Below are 19,390 nucleotides of genomic sequence, written 5' to 3'. Positions count from 1 at the left end.
AGCCCTGGTCATTGAATACTTTATACCAACTGGGCGTCACTGAAAAATAGAAAGGAATCATATCGATGAATAAATTGCAAAAGTATTCGACATCTGAATTAATAGGTGAATTAAGAAAAAGAAAGGAAGCCCAACTGTTCCATGGTGGCCTTTATGCCAATACTGAAATACGAGGCAAATATGGTCAAGAAAATATGAAGCTTCCAAATGATTACTGGATTTTATTAATTAGCGACTTTTCTCCGCTAAATAATAGTTGAAGACGTTTTTAACAATTTCTAATTTGGAATCTGAAAAACCAATTGACTTAAGATATTCTTTTAAATGTTTCCAATCTAAATTTCCCTTAGGAAACGATCTATCAGATCTTATTTCTCTTGCTACATCACCAACTGGTAAGCTAACGTCTTTAAAGCGCATTAACCAATTGTAAAAATCCATAAGAATTCACCACCTTAATTATATGCACTAAATAGCCCACTACCGCAAATGGGTGGACCATCTAACAACTATAACTACTAATATTATAACACCTGGAGGATCATCAGAATGAAAACATTAACAATACAGAACCGTATCAAACGTTTGAATATGATTATTGGACGCACACCCGTGGAAAACGATCATAGCTTGTTGGCATATTTCTTTGTCCTAGATAAAGAAAAGCAACGACTATCTGAATATATTTTACATCACGAGGTGGAATAATGACTAAATTTTGGAAAGCAGTTGGTGTAATGGATTCCCAAATATTAGAAACTGGTGTCTCTCGTGCCGACGTTATGCGAAAGCTCAGCATAAAGTATCCGACTTACGTCGTAACTGGGACCGACAAGGATTTTATGAAGAAGCGGAAAGAACGAATCCCAATTTATCCCGAACCAATTAGATTGATCTGCGGTAGAATCACAAAATCTAAAAGAAAAGAAATAGCGTCAATGAAGAATTCAATTGATCAACGACACTATTTACATTAAAAGATGGAGGTAAATATAAATGGCAAATGAATTATCCCTACCAGAATACACGATTGACTATCAGCTACCTGTGATTACAATTAATAATTTTGATCAATTAAAAACAGCTGTAGAAGCATATGCCAATAAATATCAAGGAATGGCAGTAACAGCTTCCACAGAAAAAGAATCAAAGTCTAGCCGGGCAGAGCTTCGGAAATTGAAGCAAGCTCTTGATGATAAACGTAAGGAAATTAGAAAAAAATATGCTGAACCATATCAACGGTTTGCAGCTCAAATTAAAGACTTGGAAATGACCCTGGATAGTTCGATTAACCCAATTGACGCTGGGCTAAAAGAATTGGAAGAGCAGCAGCGTCAGCTTCGTTTGAAGCATGTTAATGCTTTGATTGCTGAAATGGCACCTAATTACCATGTGGAACCAGGCGAGGTTGAAATTGATCCTACTTGGTTAAATAAAACCACCACCAAGAAGAAAGTAACCGAAGGAATTGCTGATGTGATGGGTTACATTAAAAAGCAACACGATGATTTAAAAACCGGTATCAGTACTATTACCAAATATGCTCAAGCTTATCACATTGATCCAGCTGGTTGGATCGACCAGTTGAAGCAAGGCCAAGATGTTAATTATTTGCTTCAAGCAATTGATAATCAGGTCAAACTAAATAAACAAAAACAGCAGACTCTGGAAGCACAAGCAGCAGAAGCACAAACACATCAAGTTCAGCAGAAAGGTAAAACGATTGATACCAATACTGGCGAAGTTGTTTCCCATTCAGTGTCTTTAAAAATAACGGCAACAATTCCACAAATGAAACTGTTGAGGGCTTTCATGGATAGTAACCAAATTCGTTATCAAAGAGTGGGTGCTTAATCATGAAGACGATTGAAGCTAAAGATTTACAGCGAACCCGGAACTGGCGAGTCATTCTATATGCTAAACCCGGAACTGGGAAAACAACTTGTGTTAAATATTTACCTGGTAAAACTAGAATTTTTGATTTGGATAACTCCGCTAAAGTATTAGCTGGCATTAGCAACGTTACAGTCGATGAAATGGATCGAACTCACCCCGAAGAAGACATGAAGCAGTATCTTGAACAGGCATCAGAATTGATTGTTGGTTACGACAATTTAGTTATTGATAATGTGTCAAGCTTTGAAAAAGATTGGTTTGTGGAAAAGGGGAAGGGTAGTCATAACGGCATCTCAAATGAATTGCAGGATTATTCACAATGGACTAATTATTTTTCGAGAGTAATGACTGCTATCTACGCGTTGCCAGTTAATGTATTAACTACAGCTTGGGAGACGCAACGCCAGATTACCACTGAAAATGGTCAGCAATTTAATCAATATGCACCCGAAATTCGTCAAAGTGTGATGGATGGAATGCTGGGATTATGTGATGTGGTTGGTCGGTTGATTATTAATCCGAAGACTAACGGTCGTGGCGTTATGCTGCAAGGAAATGACTCGATTTATGCCAAAAATCGTTTGGACAATCGAACCATGTGTGCTGCTAAGGACTTATTTAGGTTTGGCGGTGAATAGTATTGCCATTTAAATTATTTGATTATCAACAACGATTGGTAGATGAAGCTCGTCAAAAACTTGCTGAAGGTAATCAAGGTGTTTTGATCGTTTCACCACCAGGAAGTGGTAAGTCGGTTATTATTGCTGAAATTGCCAGGTTAACGGTTGCTAAGGGTGGGCAGGTAATGTTTTTCGTCCACAGACAGGAACTCGTGAACCAAATAACCCAATCTTTTCAGAAACAAGACGTTGATTTGATGCACTGCACAATTATGACTGTGGGCAAGATTGTTAACCGACTGGGGAAACTACCTAAGCCGAACTTAATCATTTGTGATGAATCACAGCATAGTCGGGCAAAGTCTTATTTGAAAATATTTGACTATTACAAGGATATACCAAGACTGGGATTCACTGGTAGTCCATGGCGAATGAATGGTAAGGGGTTTGATGATATTTATTCGGCCATGGTTGAAGGACAAAATGTTACTTGGCTAATACAACATCATCACCTTGCCCCATACAAATACTATTCTATTAAGTTAGTGGATGACAGTAAACTAAAGAAATCAAGCACTGGTGATTACACCAATAACTCGATCGATGATGCCATTGGGAAAACAATTTTTGGGGATGTGGTCAAAACATATCGTGAAAAGGTTCCTGGTCAACAGGCAATTGTATACGCCCATGACATTGAACACAGTCAAGCAACTGCAGCTGCGTTTTGTGCCGCTGGAATTAAAGCCGTTCATGCGGATGCTAAGACACCGAAAACCAAACGTGATCAGATTATGCGTGACTTTAAAAGTGGCAGCATTAAGGTTCTATGTAATGTAGATTTAATCTCTGAGGGCTTTGATGTTCCGGATTGCTCCGTAGTCATTATGCTACGGCCAACCGAATCATTAGTATTGGACATTCAGCAATCCATGCGTTGTATGCGATATAAGCCCAATAAAGTGGCAACAATTATTGATCATGTGGCTAATTACACCCGCTTTGGTTTGCCTGACACTCCACGACAATGGAGTCTTGAAGGACGACCTAAGAAAAAACGGCAAAATAGCACAAAATCAATTCCGGTCAAAACTTGTCCAAATTGTTTTGCCGTGGTACCGACACAATGCCGTGTTTGCCCACAGTGTGGTAATGAGATTAAATATGACGCTGACGGAATGGAAATTGACGAAACGGCCAGTATTGAAAAAGTTGGGGAATTTAAACTGACTACTGATTATTCAAAAATCCAGACGGCAAGAAAAAAGCCGGAAGATGCACAAAGTTACAAAGAGTTACTAGAAATCGCTAAAGCCCGTGGATATAAAGCTGGTTGGGCCTATGTACAAGCTAAACGACTAAAAATGGTTAACTAATGGAGGAATTTTAAAAATGGCATTTATTAAAACAGACTATTCAAACAACAAACATCTAGACTTCTCAGCATTACCAAAGGGTAATTACGAAATGATCATTAAGTCAGCTCAGGAAAGAGCAACTGAAAACGGGGCAGAATCACTACAATTGGATTTAGTCGTTCGAAATGATCTTGACGGGGTTGATGAACTAAAAAATACCAATGCCAAGTATCATAATCGCCATGTTTTTATGGACAATTGGAAAAGAAGAGATACTCATCAGTACGATTGGGATAATTTTCAGAACATTTTTGAGGCTGTTCAAATTCCTGAAGGCCACGATATTAAGTCTATTCAGGACTTAACTCAAGAACTCGCTAATAAACCAGCAAAAGTGTACGTCAAAAAAACTGTTGATAATTACAACGGTGAAAAGAAAGAAATCAATCAAATTGCCCCTTGGAATTTTAGCAAGAGTGATTATCCACAAGTGCAGCATGTATGGAAAGACCAAAAGGACGGTAAAAACCCATTTGCTGGTAATCAACCAGCATCAGCACCGGCCGATGATCCATTTGCCAATTCTGGAGATTCAATTGATATCTCAGTCGATGATTTACCATTCTAGGAGGGTAAACAGTGGCATATGAAAACATTCCAAATGAATTACGGGCCTTAAAACAATGGGGCCTGTTTCAAAAAATCTGGCAACCTGAGCGAAATAAGTACACCAAAATACCCCACAATGCGCTCGATGGTGGAGCTGGACGCACGAATGACCCAAGTACCTGGACTGATTATCAAACAGCATTAGAAGCACTCCAAACGTATAAAATGGACGGTCTCGCGTTTTACTTTGCTAATGGTTATGTTGGGTTGGATATTGATCATATTGGAGACGAGCTGGAAAGATACGCCGCACAGGATTATCAACAAAATGAAGTTCAAGATGTGTTGACGATGACTAAATCCTATGTGGAGATTAGTTTATCCGGTACCGGGATTCATGCTATTTTTAAAGGCAAAATTCCTGGTGATCGTCGGCGCAAAGGCAACGTTGAGATGTATGAATCTGGTCGTTTCTTTGCCTTGACAGGTCGAACAGTCGGTCCATACAGTGATCGGATAAATACACCTAATTCCGAAGTGATGAAACTTATTTATAAACACTACTTTGGTGAAAGCAATGTGATAAAGCTTCCCAATCAAGCACCGATTCGACCTAATGATTTAAGTGTTGATGAAATTATTAAACGCGCGGAACTTTCGCGGACTGGTAAACGTTTCAAGATGTTTATGCACGGTGGTTGGGAGGGCTTCTATACTTCCCATTCAGAAGCTGATCTAGCCTTTTCGAATGATTTAGCTTTTTGGACGGGCCGTGATTTCAATAAAATGGATGAAATATTTCGAAAGTCTAGCCTTATGCGACCGAAATATGATGAAAAACATGGTAAAACCACTTATGGAGTTTCACTTCTTAACAAATCCATTAATGAAACTCGGGAAACCTTTAATCCACAGCAACATCCCTTGCACAAATATAATCTTAAATTCCTACAATCTAAGCCTAAAAAGAAATTACCACCTAGAAGTTGGGATGACACTGGGAATGCTGATCGATTTATTGATGTTTTTGGAAATTTAGTTAAATATTCCTATGTTGATAAGTCCTGGTATTTCTATAATGACAGTTATTGGGAAATGGACGATCAGGGAAAAGCAGCTCAACTTGTTGATATGACTGTGGATAATATGAAGAATGAGAAGTTGCATGTTGCTGCCGGCGTAGATCCTGAAAAGGCCAAAGTAGCTTGGGAAAAGTTTTTGAAGAAGTCGCGTAGTCATGCTGCCAAGCAAGCCATGATAAGTGAAGTGCAACATCGGGTTCCAGTATTGCATGGGCAGTTTGATCAAGACAAAACTTTATTGAACACGGTTAATGGTTATATTGATTTAACTTCGGGTATCTTAAAAGACCACGATATTAAGAAAATGTTCAGTCATCAGACAAGTGTGGAATACACCGACAAAATTGATTGTCCAGAATGGGATGAGTTTCTAAATCAAATTTTTGCGGGTGATCAGGAATTAATCCATTACATTCAAAAAGCGGTTGGATACTCTGCCACAGGAAGTATTAAGGAACAAGTGATGTTCATTCTGTATGGCAATGGTCGTAATGGTAAATCAATTTTCATCGATACGATTTCTGATATTCTGGGAACTTATGCCAAATCAATGCAGGCCGATTCAATTATGGTACGACAAAACAAATCGGGAGCCAACTCAGATATTGCCCGGTTGGAAAGTGCCCGATTAGTTACCTCAAGCGAACCTAATGAGGGTGTGAGATTGGACGAGGGATTAGTTAAACAATTAACCGGTGGCGATAAAGTAACCGCACGGTACTTATATGGTAAGGAATTTGAGTTTAAACCACAGTTTAAGCTGTGGTTAGCCACTAACCATAAACCAATCATTCGTGGTACTGATGACGGAATTTGGCGACGATTGATGTTAATTCCATTTTCAGTAAAAATTCCTGATGAACAGGTTGATAAAAACTTAAAAGATAAATTGAAACGTGAATCCGTGGGAATCCTTAATTGGATCGTTGAAGGTTCTTTATTATGGCAACGTGAAGGCTTGAATCCACCAATAAGCGTTACTCGTGCCAGTCGGCAATATCGTGATGAAATGGATGTTATTAGTCTATTCGTGGATGATTGCTGTGAAGTGGGTGATAATTACCGATCACCTGCAGGAGAACTTTTTAAAAAATATCAATCCTGGGCAAAAGACAATTCTGAATATTCTATGAGTAAACAGAAGTTTAGTCGTGAAATGAAACAGAAATTTGAAACCAAGAAAAGTGGATCCATATTTTATATTGGATTGAAAATTAAAGGCGATCCAAGACTGGGCTGGATTAAATAAAAATGGGAGGATAAAAGCTCTTTTGGGAGGATAATGGGAGGATCATTTTCAAGCTCAAACCCTTGATACAACTACATTTATATACTCTTTTTATACTATGGGAGGATAAATTAATAAAAGTATATAAGATAAAAGAGTAAAAAAAGATATATATAAAGGTTTGGTGAAAAGATCCTCCCATACACCCAAAAACAGGCTTTGTTCATACAGCCGCAATGGATACAGCGACTGAATCATCCTCCCATTTATCCTCCCATCCGTCATAATTATTTGGAGGCGTATAAAGATTAAATCAGAACATGAAATTCAAACAGAAATTCTTTTAGCATTATCGCGACATGATTGTACTGTTTGTCGCAGTAATGCTGGAAAGATTAAAACTGATGATGGCAGACGAATTATGTTATTTCCGAGAGGTTGGCCGGACATTACCGGTTTTGAACATCATAGTGGAAAAATGATTTTGATTGAAGTTAAAAACGAACGAGGCAAGTTACGTGACGATCAGAAGCGGTTTGCAAAATTTATTAAGCAATATCCAGTGTTATATGGTGTTTGCCGTTCTGTAGATGACGCATTAAAGATTATTGGAGGTAAATAAAATGACAGTAAAGATACTTGATAAGGAACTGTTTAAAATGTACCAAAATGCAATGGCAGAAAGTATTTCTGATTGGAAGCGAATAGCTAAATTCGCCAAATTCATTGATAAATATGCCGATGATGAAACTATTTCTAACCGTGATGATTTAGCCAGTGTTATAGATGCGATTTTAAATCATGAAACGGTGAAATTGTCTGTACCTATGTATCGCTTGAAAATGAATGGCATGGTTGGTAGTGATGGGCAACAATACGTATCTCGACGAGTAGATGATCGTGGTGGGTATTTCATCTGTGGAGTTCGTAACCCGCGCGTTTGTCGAGGCAAAATCACACAACAATTTACACGGGATGAAGCTGAATTTCTGAAGGATTTATTAAATAATTCAAGCATTCAAAGTGTGGAGGAGTGACGGTAATGAGCAGAGAAATTAAGTTCAGAGCTTGGCATATGCCGTTTGGGCCTAAAGGGCCAATGCAAGAAATGGTACATGGAAGAGCAAGCCATATTTTAGCACTTGCTGAGATGTCACCAGATGAGTATATTGTTGAGCAGTCCACTGGACTGAAAGATGAAAATGATGTAGATATTTACGAGGGCGACATCGTTTGTGTGTCTGATGCTTATGAAGACGTAGATTACGTAGACGCTGTCATTTGGGGTGATAAGGATGACTATCCAGCATTTGACCTTAAAAATCATGCCAGGGAGTATGATGCAAATGCACTATCGTCAATCTTTAATGGTGAATTTGAGACCATCGAAGTCATCGGAAATATACACGAAAATCCGGAATTGGTGGAGGTAGACAAATGAAGATCTATTGTTATTTCGTTCCGAAGTATACTTTTGTAGCTGAGCGTCGTGTTTTTAAGGTAGGCGAGGAATACCCAGTTTACATCCAAGAAGATTATTTTACGTTGGTTGCTGAAAATGGCGAGTTTAACCTAACCAAAAAAGGCCTCGACGAGACCGTTAAAAATTGGAAGGACGCAGTTAAAGTCAAAATGGAGGCAGACAATGTTTAATTATAGCAGCGAAATTAAGTGGATTAGAGTTACGGATATTGATGGTGGCTTAGTTTTGATCAATTTAGAAAAAGTGGAAAGAATCTACCGTACTAGTGATGGTTCGATATTTGAATTTGCGAATACGGTTATCCAAACTATTGTCCCATTTGAAAAAATTCCAGAACTATTGAGCGGAGGCACAGCATGACACACGAACAGATTGAGCATCACAATTACGTGCTGCAAGGCATGGAAAGATTATTTACGCGGTGCCAGTGACGGCCAATTTAACACTTTACAGAGATGAGTTGGTCACAATTAAATTGGAAGCATACAAATGAGTGACCGTCCAATTGTCGATTAGTTTTTGTTGGAGGAATGAAATTTTATGAAAGCTTGCCAATTAGCTGTTAAATGTGCACAATAAGTATATGTAATATTATTTGATTAGAGGAATTTTATATGACGTATGTGATAACAAAGCAAGGGAAAGTTCATAAACTGAAAGAATTTCGCAGTATTCAAGCAGTTTTGAAAGCAGAAACCGGTTTGCCAATCAAAACCTGGATGGTTGAAAAATCTGTTCAGCATCATCAAACCATCTGTGGATGGACAATTTCTGAAATAAACGCAAAGAAATCCGTTAATAATTAGTTTCTCCTTATCGTCAATGTCTAGCTGTAAGTAAACCAAGTTTAAAGGCGGTGAAAAAATGGGAAATGAAAACTTAGTAAAAGCGATTGCTAAGAGCCGAAACTTTGAAAATGGCATTAACCGGATTCATTATTCAATTCATTGTTCAAAAGACGATGCTTTTAGTCTATTAATTGAGCAAGTATTAAGACGAATTCATTTTTGGAATTCTAACAATGCTAATACCTTGATTAAGGCATTCAGCGATCATAGCAATCCAGATTTTAAGAATAAGCAATGGGCAATTACCTACGCTGCTAAAGATGTGGTTGAAGATTATTATGGTCACAAGACGTTATTGGTAGAGAATTTTGATAAATCTGATGAACTTGGACAATTGGCGCCTATAAATTGTAAAAGTTCAGTGTCGGTTGAGAATTCATTGGTGAATAAGGTTATTTCATTATTCCCGACGGATAAAACCAAACTGTTTGTAAAAAGCCTGCTTAAATATGGAAAAATAGCTACAATGGATATTTTTTCAATGACTGATAAAAAGTTTGAACATGCATTGTATGATCGTATAGCTTACGTTAAATCAAATGCACAAATGTTTACGGAGCAGTTAAGTGGTTTCGATCATCAGGATACGTTAGATAAGCTAAAGGTATTAGGTGATTTTGAATATTGCCTTAATAAATACGCTGATCCAATGACATTAAACAGCGAAGTTCACACCTTATTTATCAGCAATAGCGACTTGTTCAATGATATATTCGATTACGCAACTAAAGTATATGGAATGAAATACCAAGGCATTGTTTGGAAATCGTTTGGTTTAATTAATGATCATCAATTGAAACTGGATGAATACAAATTAATTGATTCAATCATTGATTTACAGCAGGAATTAAGTAAACAGTTCGTACCGAAAGAAGGACAGGTGAGCTTATATGAAGCTACATATCTGTCATGAGGTTGGCTGTCAAGCATTGATACCAATGGGGCAAAGGTATTGCAGTGAGCACGTTACACAGCACCAGAAGCCCAACCATGCAGTCAGTTCTGCACGAAACCGAGAGTACAATATGTACTATCGTGATCAAACAGCGAATCAGTTTTATCACTCAAAGGAATGGAAAAAGATTCGGCAATTTGTTGCTGCACGAGATTATTATTTAGATGCAGTCACTGGCTTGCCAGTCTCAAACGATAAGATTATTGTTGACCACATTGTGCCTAGACGTGTCTTACCAGTTGATAAATGGTTAGACGTGGATAACTTATGGTGCTTGTCACCGACTACGCATAATACGAAAACCAAGATTGAACAATCACTCAATCAAAACCAACTCAAACACTGCAGCAAACGTTGGTGGATTAAAGTATTATCTGAACGCACGAAATAAACATCCCTGATGTAGGAAACTCCTGCCAGCTTGGATGGTAATAATTTCAGGGGTGGGTACCGTTTCTTGGATGGTGGGGATCTTCATCAACAAAATTAAAAAAAGATGTCTTTGTGAAACGACAAAGTGTTTTTCAGGTGGTATCATGTAGGTAATCGGAATAAATATTTCTGATGAGTTTTACTTATTAAAAACAATTTTTTCAACCTCCTTTAGGTGATATAGATATAAAGAAAAAATTGTTTAAAGCTTACTGTTTGAACCTTACAAAAAATATTCAATTTAGGTGAATGTTTAAACACCCCCGGGGTGGTGAAAGCCTAGGGGAGCGCACGCCCAGGAGTAGCGCACGTTAAAAGTTGTAAATTCAAAACTTTTTTATGGGCTTACTATAACTGGGTGCACGCAATTTCACAAATTGCTTATATGAATAACCCTACTATAATGACTATATATATTTTCCTCCTAAAAGTTAATATAATTAGACGTTTTTTCACGATTGTAGGGTGTATACGTTCGAACAGTGTGTTTAATGATTTTTTTGTGATTCATTAGTCTAAATGAATCAGATTGAAAGAGTCCCTATTGGGGGCTCTTTTTTATTGCTTGGAGGTGAACTAAAAAATGCCAAAACAAATGAAACTAACTACAGACAAGCATGCTCGCAAGGATCAGCGAGTTAGAACTCAAAAACTAATAACGGAAACTTCTGGAATGGATTTGATTCAAAAGAGTTGTCCAAAATATCTGTCAAGTTATGCGCGAGCAATGTGGACGAAACTTGTACCAATTTTGCAAGCATCAGGATATGTTAAACAGGCCGACAAGGGAACAATTGAAGCGTTTTGTATTAACTATCAATTATTGCGGAAAGGCTATGACTCAATTAAAACAGATGGTGTTGTCACCAAGGTTTCTAAGACTGTGGTCAATCAACGAACTGGAGAAACATATGAAGACAACGCAGGCTGGAAACGTAATCCGGCATCACAAATTATTGATTCTGCTACGGCAAAATTAAACAGCTTAGCACACGAATTAGGCTTAACACCATCTGCACGAGCCTCATTACTGCAACTCTCAGATGACAACGATGAGGAACCCAATATTAAAGAGATGTTAAATGGGGGAAGTGAGTTTTAGTGGTACAGGAATTTGATTTTACTCAAAGAAATACTAACTTGGATAAAATATTTCAGCAGCTTGATGGGAAAGGCTACTTTGATGAAATCAAAAGCAAATACCGTGATCCGGCCACTGTTTATTGCTACCGGGTATTAACTGGTCAACAGTTAGCCTGCAAAACAATTAAACTAGCAGCGTTTAGACATTTGAATGATTTAAAGCGATCCACGGAAGGTAATTTTCCGTATTACTATGATTTGGATAAATGCCGAAATATCTGTAACTTCGCACGCATGTGCCCTGATGTTTCTCAAAACAAGCCAATACCACTGATGATTTGGCAACAAGCAATCTTGTGCCTTTCTCAGGGATGGCGAACAAAGGAAGACAAGCAAAAGCGATTTGAGCGATGTATGGTTTCAGTGGCTCGGACTAATGGTAAGTCATATTTATTGAATATCTTGATACTTTACGCTTACTTGGTCGAGGCTAGTGACCAGTTTAACGCTGATTTGTGTTACTTGGCACCAGTTGATAAGCAGTCTAAGAAGTCTTGGCGTTACATTAAACAGACTTTTAACAGCTTACAAGAAATGCCTGGATTTCGTAAATTAATCAAGGATCAGAATATTGCGATTAATGATGATGTTTTGAAATCCACGAAAACTCAAAACCAGATATTACGAATGACAGCTGGTAGTGCACAATTAGATGCCTTTCATTTCCTTTTTGCCACTGTGGATGAATACGGGGATGAAAACTTTAATTCAGATGTGATTTCTAAAGTAACTTCTGGACAAGTTCAAACTAGTAACCGGCAAACATTTTTTATCAGTACGGCATACAGTAACCCTAAAGTCCCGATGTATAGTGATGTTAGACGACTCACTAAGGTGATGGAAAAAGATTCTAACCGAACGGAAGATTCAACGTTGGCATTAATTTGGCAGCAGGATGATCAAGATGAAGTTGAGAACCCCGAAACATGGGTGAAAAGTAATCCATTACTAGATTTACCGGCTAAGCATGATACCCTACTGAAAGGGTTAATTAGTGAACGTGATTCTAAGCTAGAAGACGGCACATTAAATGATTTCATTAACCGTAACCTCAATATGTGGTTGCAGACTGCTAAAGATAAATATTTGAAATTAGAGGATATACAAAAGTCAGTTGTTTCTGATTTCGAAATTGATAATCAAGATTGCTATGTGGGTTTTGATTTATCACATGCTTCAGATGATACGGCTTATAGTTTTGTTTTCCCACATTTGAATGGCGAACAAAAGAAATATTTCATCTTGCAGCATTCATTTGTTCCGTTAGCCCGAGCAGATAATTCCATTATTGTGAAAGAAAAACAAGATGGAATTAATTACTCAAACGCAGAAAAGTTAGGCTTTTGTGATATTTCGCAAAATTCTTATGGCTTAATTGATGAAGATTTTGTTGGGCGCTGGTTCCTGGATTTTGTTAACGATCATCATTTGAAAGTCAAGGCCTTCATTTATGATCCTTATCAGGCTAGTGCGATTACTGATTGGTTGGATAATAATATGCCAGAAGTGCCTTTTATTACTTTAAAGCAAGGGACGGTTAGTTTGAGCTCGCCCACAGTATTTTTGAGAAATCAGTTTATTGCGGGAAATATTGAGATGCTGGCTGATCCGATTTTGCAGACCTGCTTGGCTAACGCTGTAACAGTGGCTAATCCATATGGTATTAAAATTGATCGAACGGCGTTGACTTCGAAAATTGATTGTGCCGATGCCACTATCGATGCCATGTCTCAAGCCCTTTTTTATTTTGAAAATCCTAATCATGGCCTTAAAGAAGATAAAAAGAATCCATTTAATGGAATGAGTAATGAGGAGGTCAACGAATTCTTTACCAGTGATCATTTTAGCTTTTAATATTTTCAACACTTGTTGGGTGATATATGTAGTGAATAAATTATTAGGGAGGCAGATTAGTTGAATCTGAAACAACTATGGACAGGTTTAATCACTAACCTGTCTTTTATATTATTTTTATTTGGGTTAATTGCATTTGTGGTTGCCGCAAGCCTTATTAATTTTATTGTAGGTTGGGTAGTGGCCGGGATTGCTTTAATCGTTTTAGCCTATGTCATTTCGTGAAAGGAGGCGTTGAATGCTGAACCCCTTTAAAAATTTTATGTCAAAACAAACACAAACAATTAGTACCACCGGGTATTCACCATTTATGTTAAATGGTACATTGTTATCCACTAACACTGTGGATGCAGACGGAGCACTGCAAAATAGTGATATTTATGCGGTGATTAATCGAATTGCAGGTGATGTGGCCAGCTGTGAATTTAAAACAGACCAATATAGCAACATGCTAAATCAGCCCAGCACATTATTGAGTGCTTATAATTTTTGGCAAGCAGTTAGTGCTCAAATGATGTTAACTGGCAACGCCTTTGTTCTAATTCAGCGAAATGGCAATGGAAGTCCAGCAGGGTTGACCTTAATCCCGTTTTACCAGGTCAGCATTACTTTAGATAATCAACAAAATGTTCTTTATTACACAGTTAATTACGGTGATGACCGAGGGCAGGTGACATATTTAGCTGCCGATATTTTACATTTTCGCTTGTTTGTTTCTGGGCAAGTTGCCACTGAACTAGTGGGTAGCAGTCCGCTAAACAGTTTAGCTAAAGAAATTAACATCCAGAACTATAGTAATCAATTGTCACTGAGCAGTTTAAAGAATGCAATTGCGCCTAGTTATACGATTACGGTTCCGGCGGCCAAATTGGAACCGGAAGCTAAAGAAAATATTAGAAAATCGTTTGAGAATCAGAATTCTGGTTCGAATGCTGGTCGACCAATTGTTTTGGATCAATCTGCTCAGCTTGATTCCTTACAGATTAATCCGGATATAGCTAAATTATTAAATAATGCCACGTTTAGTCAGACCCAGATTGCCAAGGCTTTTTGTGTTCCAGATAGTTATTTAAATGGTCAAGGTGACGAACAATCATCAATTGAGATGATTCGTTCTTTGTATCAAAATAGTTTGAGCCTATATATTCGGCCAATTGAATCGGAGTTGTCGTTGAAATTGGGAATTGATATAAAAATGGATATTAATTCGGCTATTGATGTTGATCATCAGCAATTAATTAGTAATATTACTAAATTAAGTACTGGTCAGTCACCAGCATTAACGCCACAACAAGCACAAACAATTCTGAAACAAACGGGCGTTTTTCCTAATCTAAAAGTTTCAGCAGTGGAAGGAGGTGATGATAATGACAACAGTACCAATTAAAGGTGTTGTATCTAGTGATGATGATGCTGAAGTATATGAATTCTTTGGCTATTCAACAGTTACTCCTTCCGCAGTTAAAGATGCGTTAAGCACTGCAAATGGTCAAAATATTGTTGCCGAAATTAATTCACCTGGTGGCGATGTGTTTGCGGGTTCTGAGATATATACCGCACTTAAGAATTATACCGGTAATGTGGAAGTTGATATTGTCGGACTAGCAGCGAGTGCGGCCAGTGTCATTGCAATGGCTGGTGATACGATTAAAATTTCGCCAACGGCTCAATTAATGATTCATCGGGCTTCCACTGTATCTCAAGGGAATGCAGATGATTTATCCAGCGATTTACAAGGCTTGAACTCGACTGATCAATCAATTGCAAATGTTTATGTGCAACGAACAGGACTGGAACCACAAGCAGTTATGCAAATGATGAAACAAGAAACATATATCAACGCCAAAGATGCCGTTGAACAGGGATTTGCAGACGAAATGATGTTTGATGATCAACCAGCCAAAGTTACTAATATGCTCTCGCCGGTTATGTTGAGTAATCAGGCAATTAGTAAAATTAAATCATTGCTAACCAAAGTAAAAGAAAAGCCTAAAGAAACTAATAGCCAAACTAGTGACCAATTGCGATCACATAAGTTGGCTATTTTATTTAAGAAAGAAGGAAATTAAATTATGGATTTAAATAAGCTGCACGATGCTTGGCTTGAAGCTGGTCAAAAAGTAACGGACCTTCAAGAAAAGCGTAATCAAATGGCAGTTGAACTGAACGATTCTCCTGAAAAATATTCAGATGAGAATCTAACTAAAATTGCTGATTCAATTGATAAAGCAAAGAAGACCCGAGATTTTGCTAAAGGTGCATATGATGATGCCCTGGCAACTGCTAAATTAGTAAAGCCTGATAAACCAGCTGCAGGTGGTCAAAAAGATGTTACGCCAAAAGACAAGCCTAAGTTTATTAATATTGTCAAGGGAGCCTTAAAGGGTGATCCAAAGTTTTTGAATTTGATGTCTAGTGGACTTGATGTCAATGGAAACGGTGTTGGTTTGACGATTCCAGACGATGTCCAAACAACCATCAATACTTTAAAGCAAACTTTTACGTCGTTGGAGCCATTAGTAACTGTGGAAGGAGTTAGCGCACCATCTGGTTCACGAGTTATTGAACCACGTCAGTCGGTAACTCCATTTGCTAATTTGGATGATGAAACAGCGCAAATTGGTAATAACGATGATCCGGCAGCCTTTAAGCCATTAACTTATAAAATTCATCGCTATGCTGGTATTTCTAGCATTACAAATACTTTGATGAATGATAGTGATGCCAACCTCTTAGCATATTTGGAAAACTGGATTGCTAAGAAAGATGTTATTACTCGAAACAGTGAAATTTTAAAAGCGTTGGCTAAGTTACCAAGCGCACAAAAAACCACAGTTAATAGTTTTGACGCCATTAAGGATATTTACAACAAGGAATTGGATCCACTGATTTGGAATGAATCTGCATTTGTTACTAACCAATCAGGCTTTGCTGTTCTGGATAAAGTCAAGGATAATAACGGACAATACGTCATTCAGCCTAACCCGCTTAATCCATCACAAAAAATGTTGGCTGGTAAGACAATTACAGTTATTGCCGATGCCTTTCTGCCCAATGATGAAAGCAGTTTCCCACTTTACATTGGTGCTTTGACGGAAGCTGTTCGTCTATTCGACCTTCAGCAGATGTCTTTGTTGGCCACCAACATTGGCGCCGGTTCTTTCGAAAATGACTTGACTAAGATTCGGGCAATTGACCGCTTCGATGTCGAATTGTGGGATACCCAATCGGTCATTTATGCACCATTTACTGGGTTGGCAGATTTAACTCCTGCTGCAAAGACTAGTTCAACTGGCAAGTAATTGAAATAAGTCGCCAATGAAATAAACAATACAGTGATGGGCGGCTGTTAGGAGGGGTGTCATGTGACGGTTAATCCGAAAGAATTAATGGATGAGTTGCATATTGACCAAAGTCCGACTGAATTAACGACTGTTACCAATTTGATTAATGAAGCAACCGAGATTGTCAATCATTCAGTCAGTTCAACTGAAACCCAATATCAGGCCTCATCAATTTACGACTTAGCAATAAAAACACTGGCAACTCAATTATATTATGATCGGGAATTATCTAAAGGGATGTCAGCTGGTTTGTTGATGATGCTAGATCAACTCCAAGGAATGGTTTCAGGAAGTGATCCGGATGGCACTTAATAAATTTAGTCCGGAGCAGTTTAATCGGCAAGCCCAGTTTGGAACGGCTTTACCAACAATTAATCCTAATACTGGTGCATCAGGAACGCAATTTAAACCACAGTTCGTGTTATGGTGCATGCCTTATACGCGAACTAACACACAGAACGTTTCGCTTTTGGGAACAGATTTTGAAGATACTATTCAAATTGTTATTCGACACAATCCGTTAATTGACAAAGGTCTGCTAGTTCAATATCAAGACCAACTATATCAAATCGTTAATTTGAGTTTAGATGATAGCAATAAAATTGTGACTTATGACATTTTGACTCTACAGATTAATGAGAGGGTTGGTAAAAAACATGGTTAGTATGGCCGAACAATTAGACGATTATTTAGCGAAAATAAAACGATTGGTACCCAACCGGGCGGAAAGAACTATAATCACTAAAGCCGGTGCCGATGTTTTACAAAAGAAATTGGCTAATAAAACTAAGCAGCTACATTACACTAATCGAATTGCCTCAGAAAAGGATCCACATTTAGCTGATAGTGTGCTAGTTAGTATGACAAACGTTGATGGTGATGTGGATGGGACAGCGACAGTTGGCTGGGTCAAGAAAAAAGCAGTGATTGCTCGCTGGCTAAATGATGGCACTGTTTACATTGTCGGTGATCACTTTGTGGAAAAGACCCGTGAGGAAACTCGTTCTGATATATTAAAATCTGAATATATTAAGTGGAAGGAGCTGGGTCACTAATGGAATTACCAGTTATGACTGTTTATCAGTTAATTCAATCTTTACACTATGGTTGGATTGACCAGCTTTATTCCATGAACATTCCTCCCGGAGCTGATACTTCTGGAAAGCAGACCATTGTCTTGATTACTTCCATTACTGAACCGTTGGGCGGATATCGGAACGATCAATTTAGTAATATGCAAGCTAATATTCAAGTTCAAATATTTTGGAAAAAAGATACACAAGAAAATATTTTTAATGAAGAAGTTGCCCTAATGAATAATTTGGATAATCAGGATTGGCTGGTTAGCTCACATGAGCCTAACACTGTGGATCCAGACACCGATCAAGTTACGGCAACTTTTTCAGTTACTAAAACAATTATAGTAAAGAAAGAAGGACTTTAAATGTCAACACATGGTATTAAAGATGTCACCTTTGGTTTGGTTGATGCTAATGGTAAATTACTGACTAGCGATGCAGGAGTAGGAACTAATGGTATCTATTTAGTGGATGGCGATGCTAAAGGCGCTACGACGGCCACAGTTTCTGGCTTGGAAGCCGCGGGTACTGTCGCCTATGCTAATGATGAAGCAAAACGAGTTTCAAATGGTCAGGCACAACCAGAGGTCGCATTGGAATTCTTGGATATTGATTTTGACGAGTTGCAAAAACTCAAAGGATATATTCATGATGCGGCTAATGGTGGTTGGACACGTCGATTGCCAAAGCCCCATGTAGCAATGTTGTTACATTTTCGTTCATACACGAATATTGATATGTACGAAGGCTTTGCTAATGGTCAACTAATTGAAACTGGTAGTTCTCATGCAACGGATAATAATGCTGAAACTGATGCCAATACGGCGTTAACTTACCAAGCATTAACACCAGCTGACAATACAATCTTCAACGGAGAACCGTACAAGATTTGGATGTCTCAAGATACTGGATTTGATAAAGCTAAAATGTTGGCCGAAGTCTTTGGTGGTTATTCAGCTACTACCGGCGTTAAAATGCCAGGAAAATAAATTAAGGCGGGGATTGTTCCCCGTATACATAACTAAATAAAATAAAGGAGTTTTGATCATGAAAATTAATATTACTCGATTAGGTTTACGTAAAAAGTCAGCTGAGGTTAAGACTACTGTAGGAGTCGTTGAGAAAGCACAAAATTTACAAATTCAATTGTTGAAATCAGATTCAATTGACTTTACTAATGATGATCCACTAGTAGTTTTAGAAACGCAAAAGAAAATGGTTCAAGGATTAGTGCAATTTATGATTGATATTTTTAAGCTATCCGACAAAGAAGTTGAAAAGATTAAATCCACTTTGGATTTTACGGATTTTCAAAATTTCATGGCCTATGTATTATTCCGGTTTCAAGGTATGAGCGATGAAGATTGGGAGACTGTTACTAAACAACAAACTGAGGAATCAGCAGACCCAAAAGAAAGCAATTAAGATTAGCCAAATTAATTAATGACCTAAGCATATC

Annotated in this window: 29 protein-coding genes; 28 read left to right on the top strand and 1 reads right to left on the bottom strand. The window is 37.9% G+C overall.

Annotated features, from left to right (window positions below):
- The first annotated feature begins 65 nt into the window (after positions 1-65).
- Positions 66-260, top strand: a complete 195-nt coding sequence (locus tag FD17_RS12995; protein ID WP_013728331.1) for a hypothetical protein — start codon at positions 66-68, stop codon at positions 258-260.
- On the opposite strand, the gene FD17_RS02010 is transcribed toward FD17_RS12995, so the two are convergent.
- Positions 229-420 carry a YozE family protein gene (locus tag FD17_RS02010; protein WP_225352724.1) on the bottom strand — a complete coding sequence of 64 codons (192 nt, stop codon included), beginning with the start codon at positions 418-420 and terminating at the stop codon, positions 229-231. The two genes, FD17_RS12995 and FD17_RS02010, sit on opposite strands and share 32 nt — an antisense overlap.
- A 129-nt stretch (positions 421-549) precedes the next feature.
- Here FD17_RS02010 and FD17_RS13305 point away from each other — a divergent pair, with 129 nt between their 5' ends.
- The 27 genes from FD17_RS13305 (at position 550) to FD17_RS01885 (ending at position 19,356) form a co-directional block, all read left to right on the top strand.
- Positions 550-708, top strand: a complete 159-nt coding sequence (locus FD17_RS13305) for a hypothetical protein (protein WP_008213905.1) — start codon at positions 550-552, stop codon at positions 706-708.
- The gene (locus tag FD17_RS02005) at positions 708-977 is read left to right on the top strand and encodes a hypothetical protein (protein WP_039933391.1); all 270 of its coding nucleotides are present in this window, start codon (positions 708-710) and stop codon (positions 975-977) included. Before FD17_RS13305 ends, FD17_RS02005 begins: the two co-directional genes overlap by 1 nt.
- Positions 978-996: 19 nt before the next feature.
- Positions 997-1,854, top strand: a complete 858-nt coding sequence (locus FD17_RS02000) for a DUF1351 domain-containing protein (protein WP_020282095.1) — start codon at positions 997-999, stop codon at positions 1,852-1,854.
- A 2-nt stretch (positions 1,855-1,856) separates the two neighbouring features.
- On the top strand, positions 1,857-2,534 hold the full coding sequence (locus tag FD17_RS01995) for an AAA family ATPase (protein ID WP_020282094.1): 678 nt from the start codon (positions 1,857-1,859) through the stop codon (positions 2,532-2,534).
- Positions 2,535-2,536: 2 nt separating this feature from the next.
- On the top strand, positions 2,537-3,892 hold the full coding sequence (locus tag FD17_RS01990) for a DEAD/DEAH box helicase (protein ID WP_020282093.1): 1,356 nt from the start codon (positions 2,537-2,539) through the stop codon (positions 3,890-3,892).
- Between the two features lie 16 nt (positions 3,893-3,908).
- Positions 3,909-4,502 (top strand): DUF669 domain-containing protein, encoded by a 594-nt coding sequence (locus FD17_RS01985; RefSeq protein ID WP_020282092.1) that lies wholly within the window; start codon positions 3,909-3,911, stop codon positions 4,500-4,502.
- Positions 4,503-4,513: 11 nt separating this feature from the next.
- Complete coding sequence (locus FD17_RS01980) at positions 4,514-6,814, top strand: phage/plasmid primase, P4 family (protein ID WP_020282091.1); 2,301 nt, start codon at positions 4,514-4,516, stop codon at positions 6,812-6,814.
- Positions 6,815-7,100: 286 nt separating this feature from the next.
- Positions 7,101-7,415: a VRR-NUC domain-containing protein gene (locus tag FD17_RS01975; RefSeq protein ID WP_039933389.1), complete on the top strand. Its 315-nt coding sequence runs from the start codon at positions 7,101-7,103 to the stop codon at positions 7,413-7,415.
- Between the two features lies 1 nt (position 7,416).
- The gene (locus FD17_RS01970) at positions 7,417-7,830 is read left to right on the top strand and encodes a hypothetical protein (protein WP_039933388.1); all 414 of its coding nucleotides are present in this window, start codon (positions 7,417-7,419) and stop codon (positions 7,828-7,830) included.
- A 5-nt stretch (positions 7,831-7,835) separates the two neighbouring features.
- Positions 7,836-8,234: a YopX family protein gene (locus tag FD17_RS01965; protein ID WP_039933386.1), complete on the top strand. Its 399-nt coding sequence runs from the start codon at positions 7,836-7,838 to the stop codon at positions 8,232-8,234.
- Entirely contained in the window at positions 8,231-8,446 is a 216-nt protein-coding gene (locus FD17_RS01960; RefSeq protein ID WP_020282087.1) for a hypothetical protein, read from the top strand. The genes FD17_RS01965 and FD17_RS01960 overlap by 4 nt, the downstream gene beginning before the upstream one ends.
- On the top strand, positions 8,439-8,636 hold the full coding sequence (locus tag FD17_RS01955) for a hypothetical protein (protein ID WP_020282086.1): 198 nt from the start codon (positions 8,439-8,441) through the stop codon (positions 8,634-8,636). Before FD17_RS01960 ends, FD17_RS01955 begins: the two co-directional genes overlap by 8 nt.
- A gap of 254 nt (positions 8,637-8,890) precedes the next feature.
- A complete protein-coding gene (locus tag FD17_RS01950; RefSeq protein ID WP_013728318.1) occupies positions 8,891-9,082 on the top strand; it encodes a hypothetical protein in 192 nt (63 codons plus the stop codon).
- Positions 9,083-9,140: 58 nt separating this feature from the next.
- Positions 9,141-10,037, top strand: coding sequence for a hypothetical protein (locus FD17_RS01945; RefSeq protein WP_020282085.1), 897 nt, complete (start codon positions 9,141-9,143; stop codon positions 10,035-10,037).
- Positions 10,015-10,470 carry an HNH endonuclease gene (locus FD17_RS01940; protein WP_039933384.1) on the top strand — a complete coding sequence of 152 codons (456 nt, stop codon included), beginning with the start codon at positions 10,015-10,017 and terminating at the stop codon, positions 10,468-10,470. The genes FD17_RS01945 and FD17_RS01940 overlap by 23 nt, the downstream gene beginning before the upstream one ends.
- Before the next feature lie 624 nt (positions 10,471-11,094).
- Positions 11,095-11,613 (top strand): phage terminase small subunit P27 family, encoded by a 519-nt coding sequence (locus FD17_RS01935; protein WP_003636406.1) that lies wholly within the window; start codon positions 11,095-11,097, stop codon positions 11,611-11,613.
- 188 nt (positions 11,614-11,801) lie between these two features.
- A complete protein-coding gene (locus FD17_RS01930; RefSeq protein WP_235803155.1) occupies positions 11,802-13,508 on the top strand; it encodes a terminase TerL endonuclease subunit in 1,707 nt (568 codons plus the stop codon).
- A 60-nt stretch (positions 13,509-13,568) separates the two neighbouring features.
- Positions 13,569-13,733, top strand: a complete 165-nt coding sequence (locus FD17_RS13300) for a hypothetical protein (RefSeq protein WP_008214368.1) — start codon at positions 13,569-13,571, stop codon at positions 13,731-13,733.
- Between the two features lie 13 nt (positions 13,734-13,746).
- A complete protein-coding gene (locus tag FD17_RS01925; RefSeq protein ID WP_039933380.1) occupies positions 13,747-14,895 on the top strand; it encodes a phage portal protein in 1,149 nt (382 codons plus the stop codon).
- Positions 14,876-15,577 (top strand): head maturation protease, ClpP-related, encoded by a 702-nt coding sequence (locus FD17_RS01920; RefSeq protein WP_020282081.1) that lies wholly within the window; start codon positions 14,876-14,878, stop codon positions 15,575-15,577. Before FD17_RS01925 ends, FD17_RS01920 begins: the two co-directional genes overlap by 20 nt.
- Before the next feature lie 3 nt (positions 15,578-15,580).
- Positions 15,581-16,810, top strand: coding sequence for a phage major capsid protein (locus FD17_RS01915; protein WP_020282080.1), 1,230 nt, complete (start codon positions 15,581-15,583; stop codon positions 16,808-16,810).
- A 63-nt stretch (positions 16,811-16,873) separates the two neighbouring features.
- On the top strand, positions 16,874-17,164 hold the full coding sequence (locus FD17_RS01910; protein WP_020282079.1) for a head-tail connector protein: 291 nt from the start codon (positions 16,874-16,876) through the stop codon (positions 17,162-17,164).
- Positions 17,154-17,516 (top strand): phage head closure protein, encoded by a 363-nt coding sequence (locus tag FD17_RS01905; protein ID WP_003636420.1) that lies wholly within the window; start codon positions 17,154-17,156, stop codon positions 17,514-17,516. Before FD17_RS01910 ends, FD17_RS01905 begins: the two co-directional genes overlap by 11 nt.
- Positions 17,509-17,907, top strand: a complete 399-nt coding sequence (locus FD17_RS01900; RefSeq protein WP_039933379.1) for an HK97-gp10 family putative phage morphogenesis protein — start codon at positions 17,509-17,511, stop codon at positions 17,905-17,907. Before FD17_RS01905 ends, FD17_RS01900 begins: the two co-directional genes overlap by 8 nt.
- Positions 17,907-18,296, top strand: coding sequence for a DUF806 family protein (locus tag FD17_RS01895; RefSeq protein ID WP_020282076.1), 390 nt, complete (start codon positions 17,907-17,909; stop codon positions 18,294-18,296). The genes FD17_RS01900 and FD17_RS01895 overlap by 1 nt, the downstream gene beginning before the upstream one ends.
- The gene (locus FD17_RS01890; RefSeq protein ID WP_020282075.1) at positions 18,297-18,920 is read left to right on the top strand and encodes a phage tail protein; all 624 of its coding nucleotides are present in this window, start codon (positions 18,297-18,299) and stop codon (positions 18,918-18,920) included.
- Between the two features lie 58 nt (positions 18,921-18,978).
- The gene (locus tag FD17_RS01885; RefSeq protein WP_020282074.1) at positions 18,979-19,356 is read left to right on the top strand and encodes a phage tail assembly chaperone; all 378 of its coding nucleotides are present in this window, start codon (positions 18,979-18,981) and stop codon (positions 19,354-19,356) included.
- The last annotated feature ends 34 nt before the right edge of the window (positions 19,357-19,390 follow it).

Origin of the sequence: Lentilactobacillus sunkii DSM 19904 (genome assembly GCF_001435575.1) — a bacterium.
Taxonomy (GTDB): Bacteria; Bacillota; Bacilli; order Lactobacillales; family Lactobacillaceae; genus Lentilactobacillus; species Lentilactobacillus sunkii.
The sequence above is the reverse complement of the archived record's forward strand: the minus strand, read 5'-3'. Positions and strand labels throughout refer to the sequence as shown.

Coding starts and splice junctions, on each gene's coding strand:
- FD17_RS12995 (WP_013728331.1), top strand. CDS start 66: ATGAATAAATTGCAAAAGTATTCGACATCTGAATTAATAGGTGAATTA.
- FD17_RS02010 (WP_225352724.1), bottom strand. CDS start 420: ATGCGCTTTAAAGACGTTAGCTTACCAGTTGGTGATGTAGCAAGAGAA.
- FD17_RS13305 (WP_008213905.1), top strand. CDS start 550: ATGAAAACATTAACAATACAGAACCGTATCAAACGTTTGAATATGATT.
- FD17_RS02005 (WP_039933391.1), top strand. CDS start 708: ATGACTAAATTTTGGAAAGCAGTTGGTGTAATGGATTCCCAAATATTA.
- FD17_RS02000 (WP_020282095.1), top strand. CDS start 997: ATGGCAAATGAATTATCCCTACCAGAATACACGATTGACTATCAGCTA.
- FD17_RS01995 (WP_020282094.1), top strand. CDS start 1,857: ATGAAGACGATTGAAGCTAAAGATTTACAGCGAACCCGGAACTGGCGA.
- FD17_RS01985 (WP_020282092.1), top strand. CDS start 3,909: ATGGCATTTATTAAAACAGACTATTCAAACAACAAACATCTAGACTTC.
- FD17_RS01970 (WP_039933388.1), top strand. CDS start 7,417: ATGACAGTAAAGATACTTGATAAGGAACTGTTTAAAATGTACCAAAAT.
- FD17_RS01965 (WP_039933386.1), top strand. CDS start 7,836: ATGAGCAGAGAAATTAAGTTCAGAGCTTGGCATATGCCGTTTGGGCCT.
- FD17_RS01960 (WP_020282087.1), top strand. CDS start 8,231: ATGAAGATCTATTGTTATTTCGTTCCGAAGTATACTTTTGTAGCTGAG.
- FD17_RS01955 (WP_020282086.1), top strand. CDS start 8,439: ATGTTTAATTATAGCAGCGAAATTAAGTGGATTAGAGTTACGGATATT.
- FD17_RS01950 (WP_013728318.1), top strand. CDS start 8,891: ATGACGTATGTGATAACAAAGCAAGGGAAAGTTCATAAACTGAAAGAA.
- FD17_RS01945 (WP_020282085.1), top strand. CDS start 9,141: ATGGGAAATGAAAACTTAGTAAAAGCGATTGCTAAGAGCCGAAACTTT.
- FD17_RS01940 (WP_039933384.1), top strand. CDS start 10,015: ATGAAGCTACATATCTGTCATGAGGTTGGCTGTCAAGCATTGATACCA.
- FD17_RS01935 (WP_003636406.1), top strand. CDS start 11,095: ATGCCAAAACAAATGAAACTAACTACAGACAAGCATGCTCGCAAGGAT.
- FD17_RS01925 (WP_039933380.1), top strand. CDS start 13,747: ATGCTGAACCCCTTTAAAAATTTTATGTCAAAACAAACACAAACAATT.
- FD17_RS01920 (WP_020282081.1), top strand. CDS start 14,876: ATGACAACAGTACCAATTAAAGGTGTTGTATCTAGTGATGATGATGCT.
- FD17_RS01915 (WP_020282080.1), top strand. CDS start 15,581: ATGGATTTAAATAAGCTGCACGATGCTTGGCTTGAAGCTGGTCAAAAA.
- FD17_RS01905 (WP_003636420.1), top strand. CDS start 17,154: ATGGCACTTAATAAATTTAGTCCGGAGCAGTTTAATCGGCAAGCCCAG.
- FD17_RS01900 (WP_039933379.1), top strand. CDS start 17,509: ATGGTTAGTATGGCCGAACAATTAGACGATTATTTAGCGAAAATAAAA.
- FD17_RS01895 (WP_020282076.1), top strand. CDS start 17,907: ATGGAATTACCAGTTATGACTGTTTATCAGTTAATTCAATCTTTACAC.
- FD17_RS01890 (WP_020282075.1), top strand. CDS start 18,297: ATGTCAACACATGGTATTAAAGATGTCACCTTTGGTTTGGTTGATGCT.
- FD17_RS01885 (WP_020282074.1), top strand. CDS start 18,979: ATGAAAATTAATATTACTCGATTAGGTTTACGTAAAAAGTCAGCTGAG.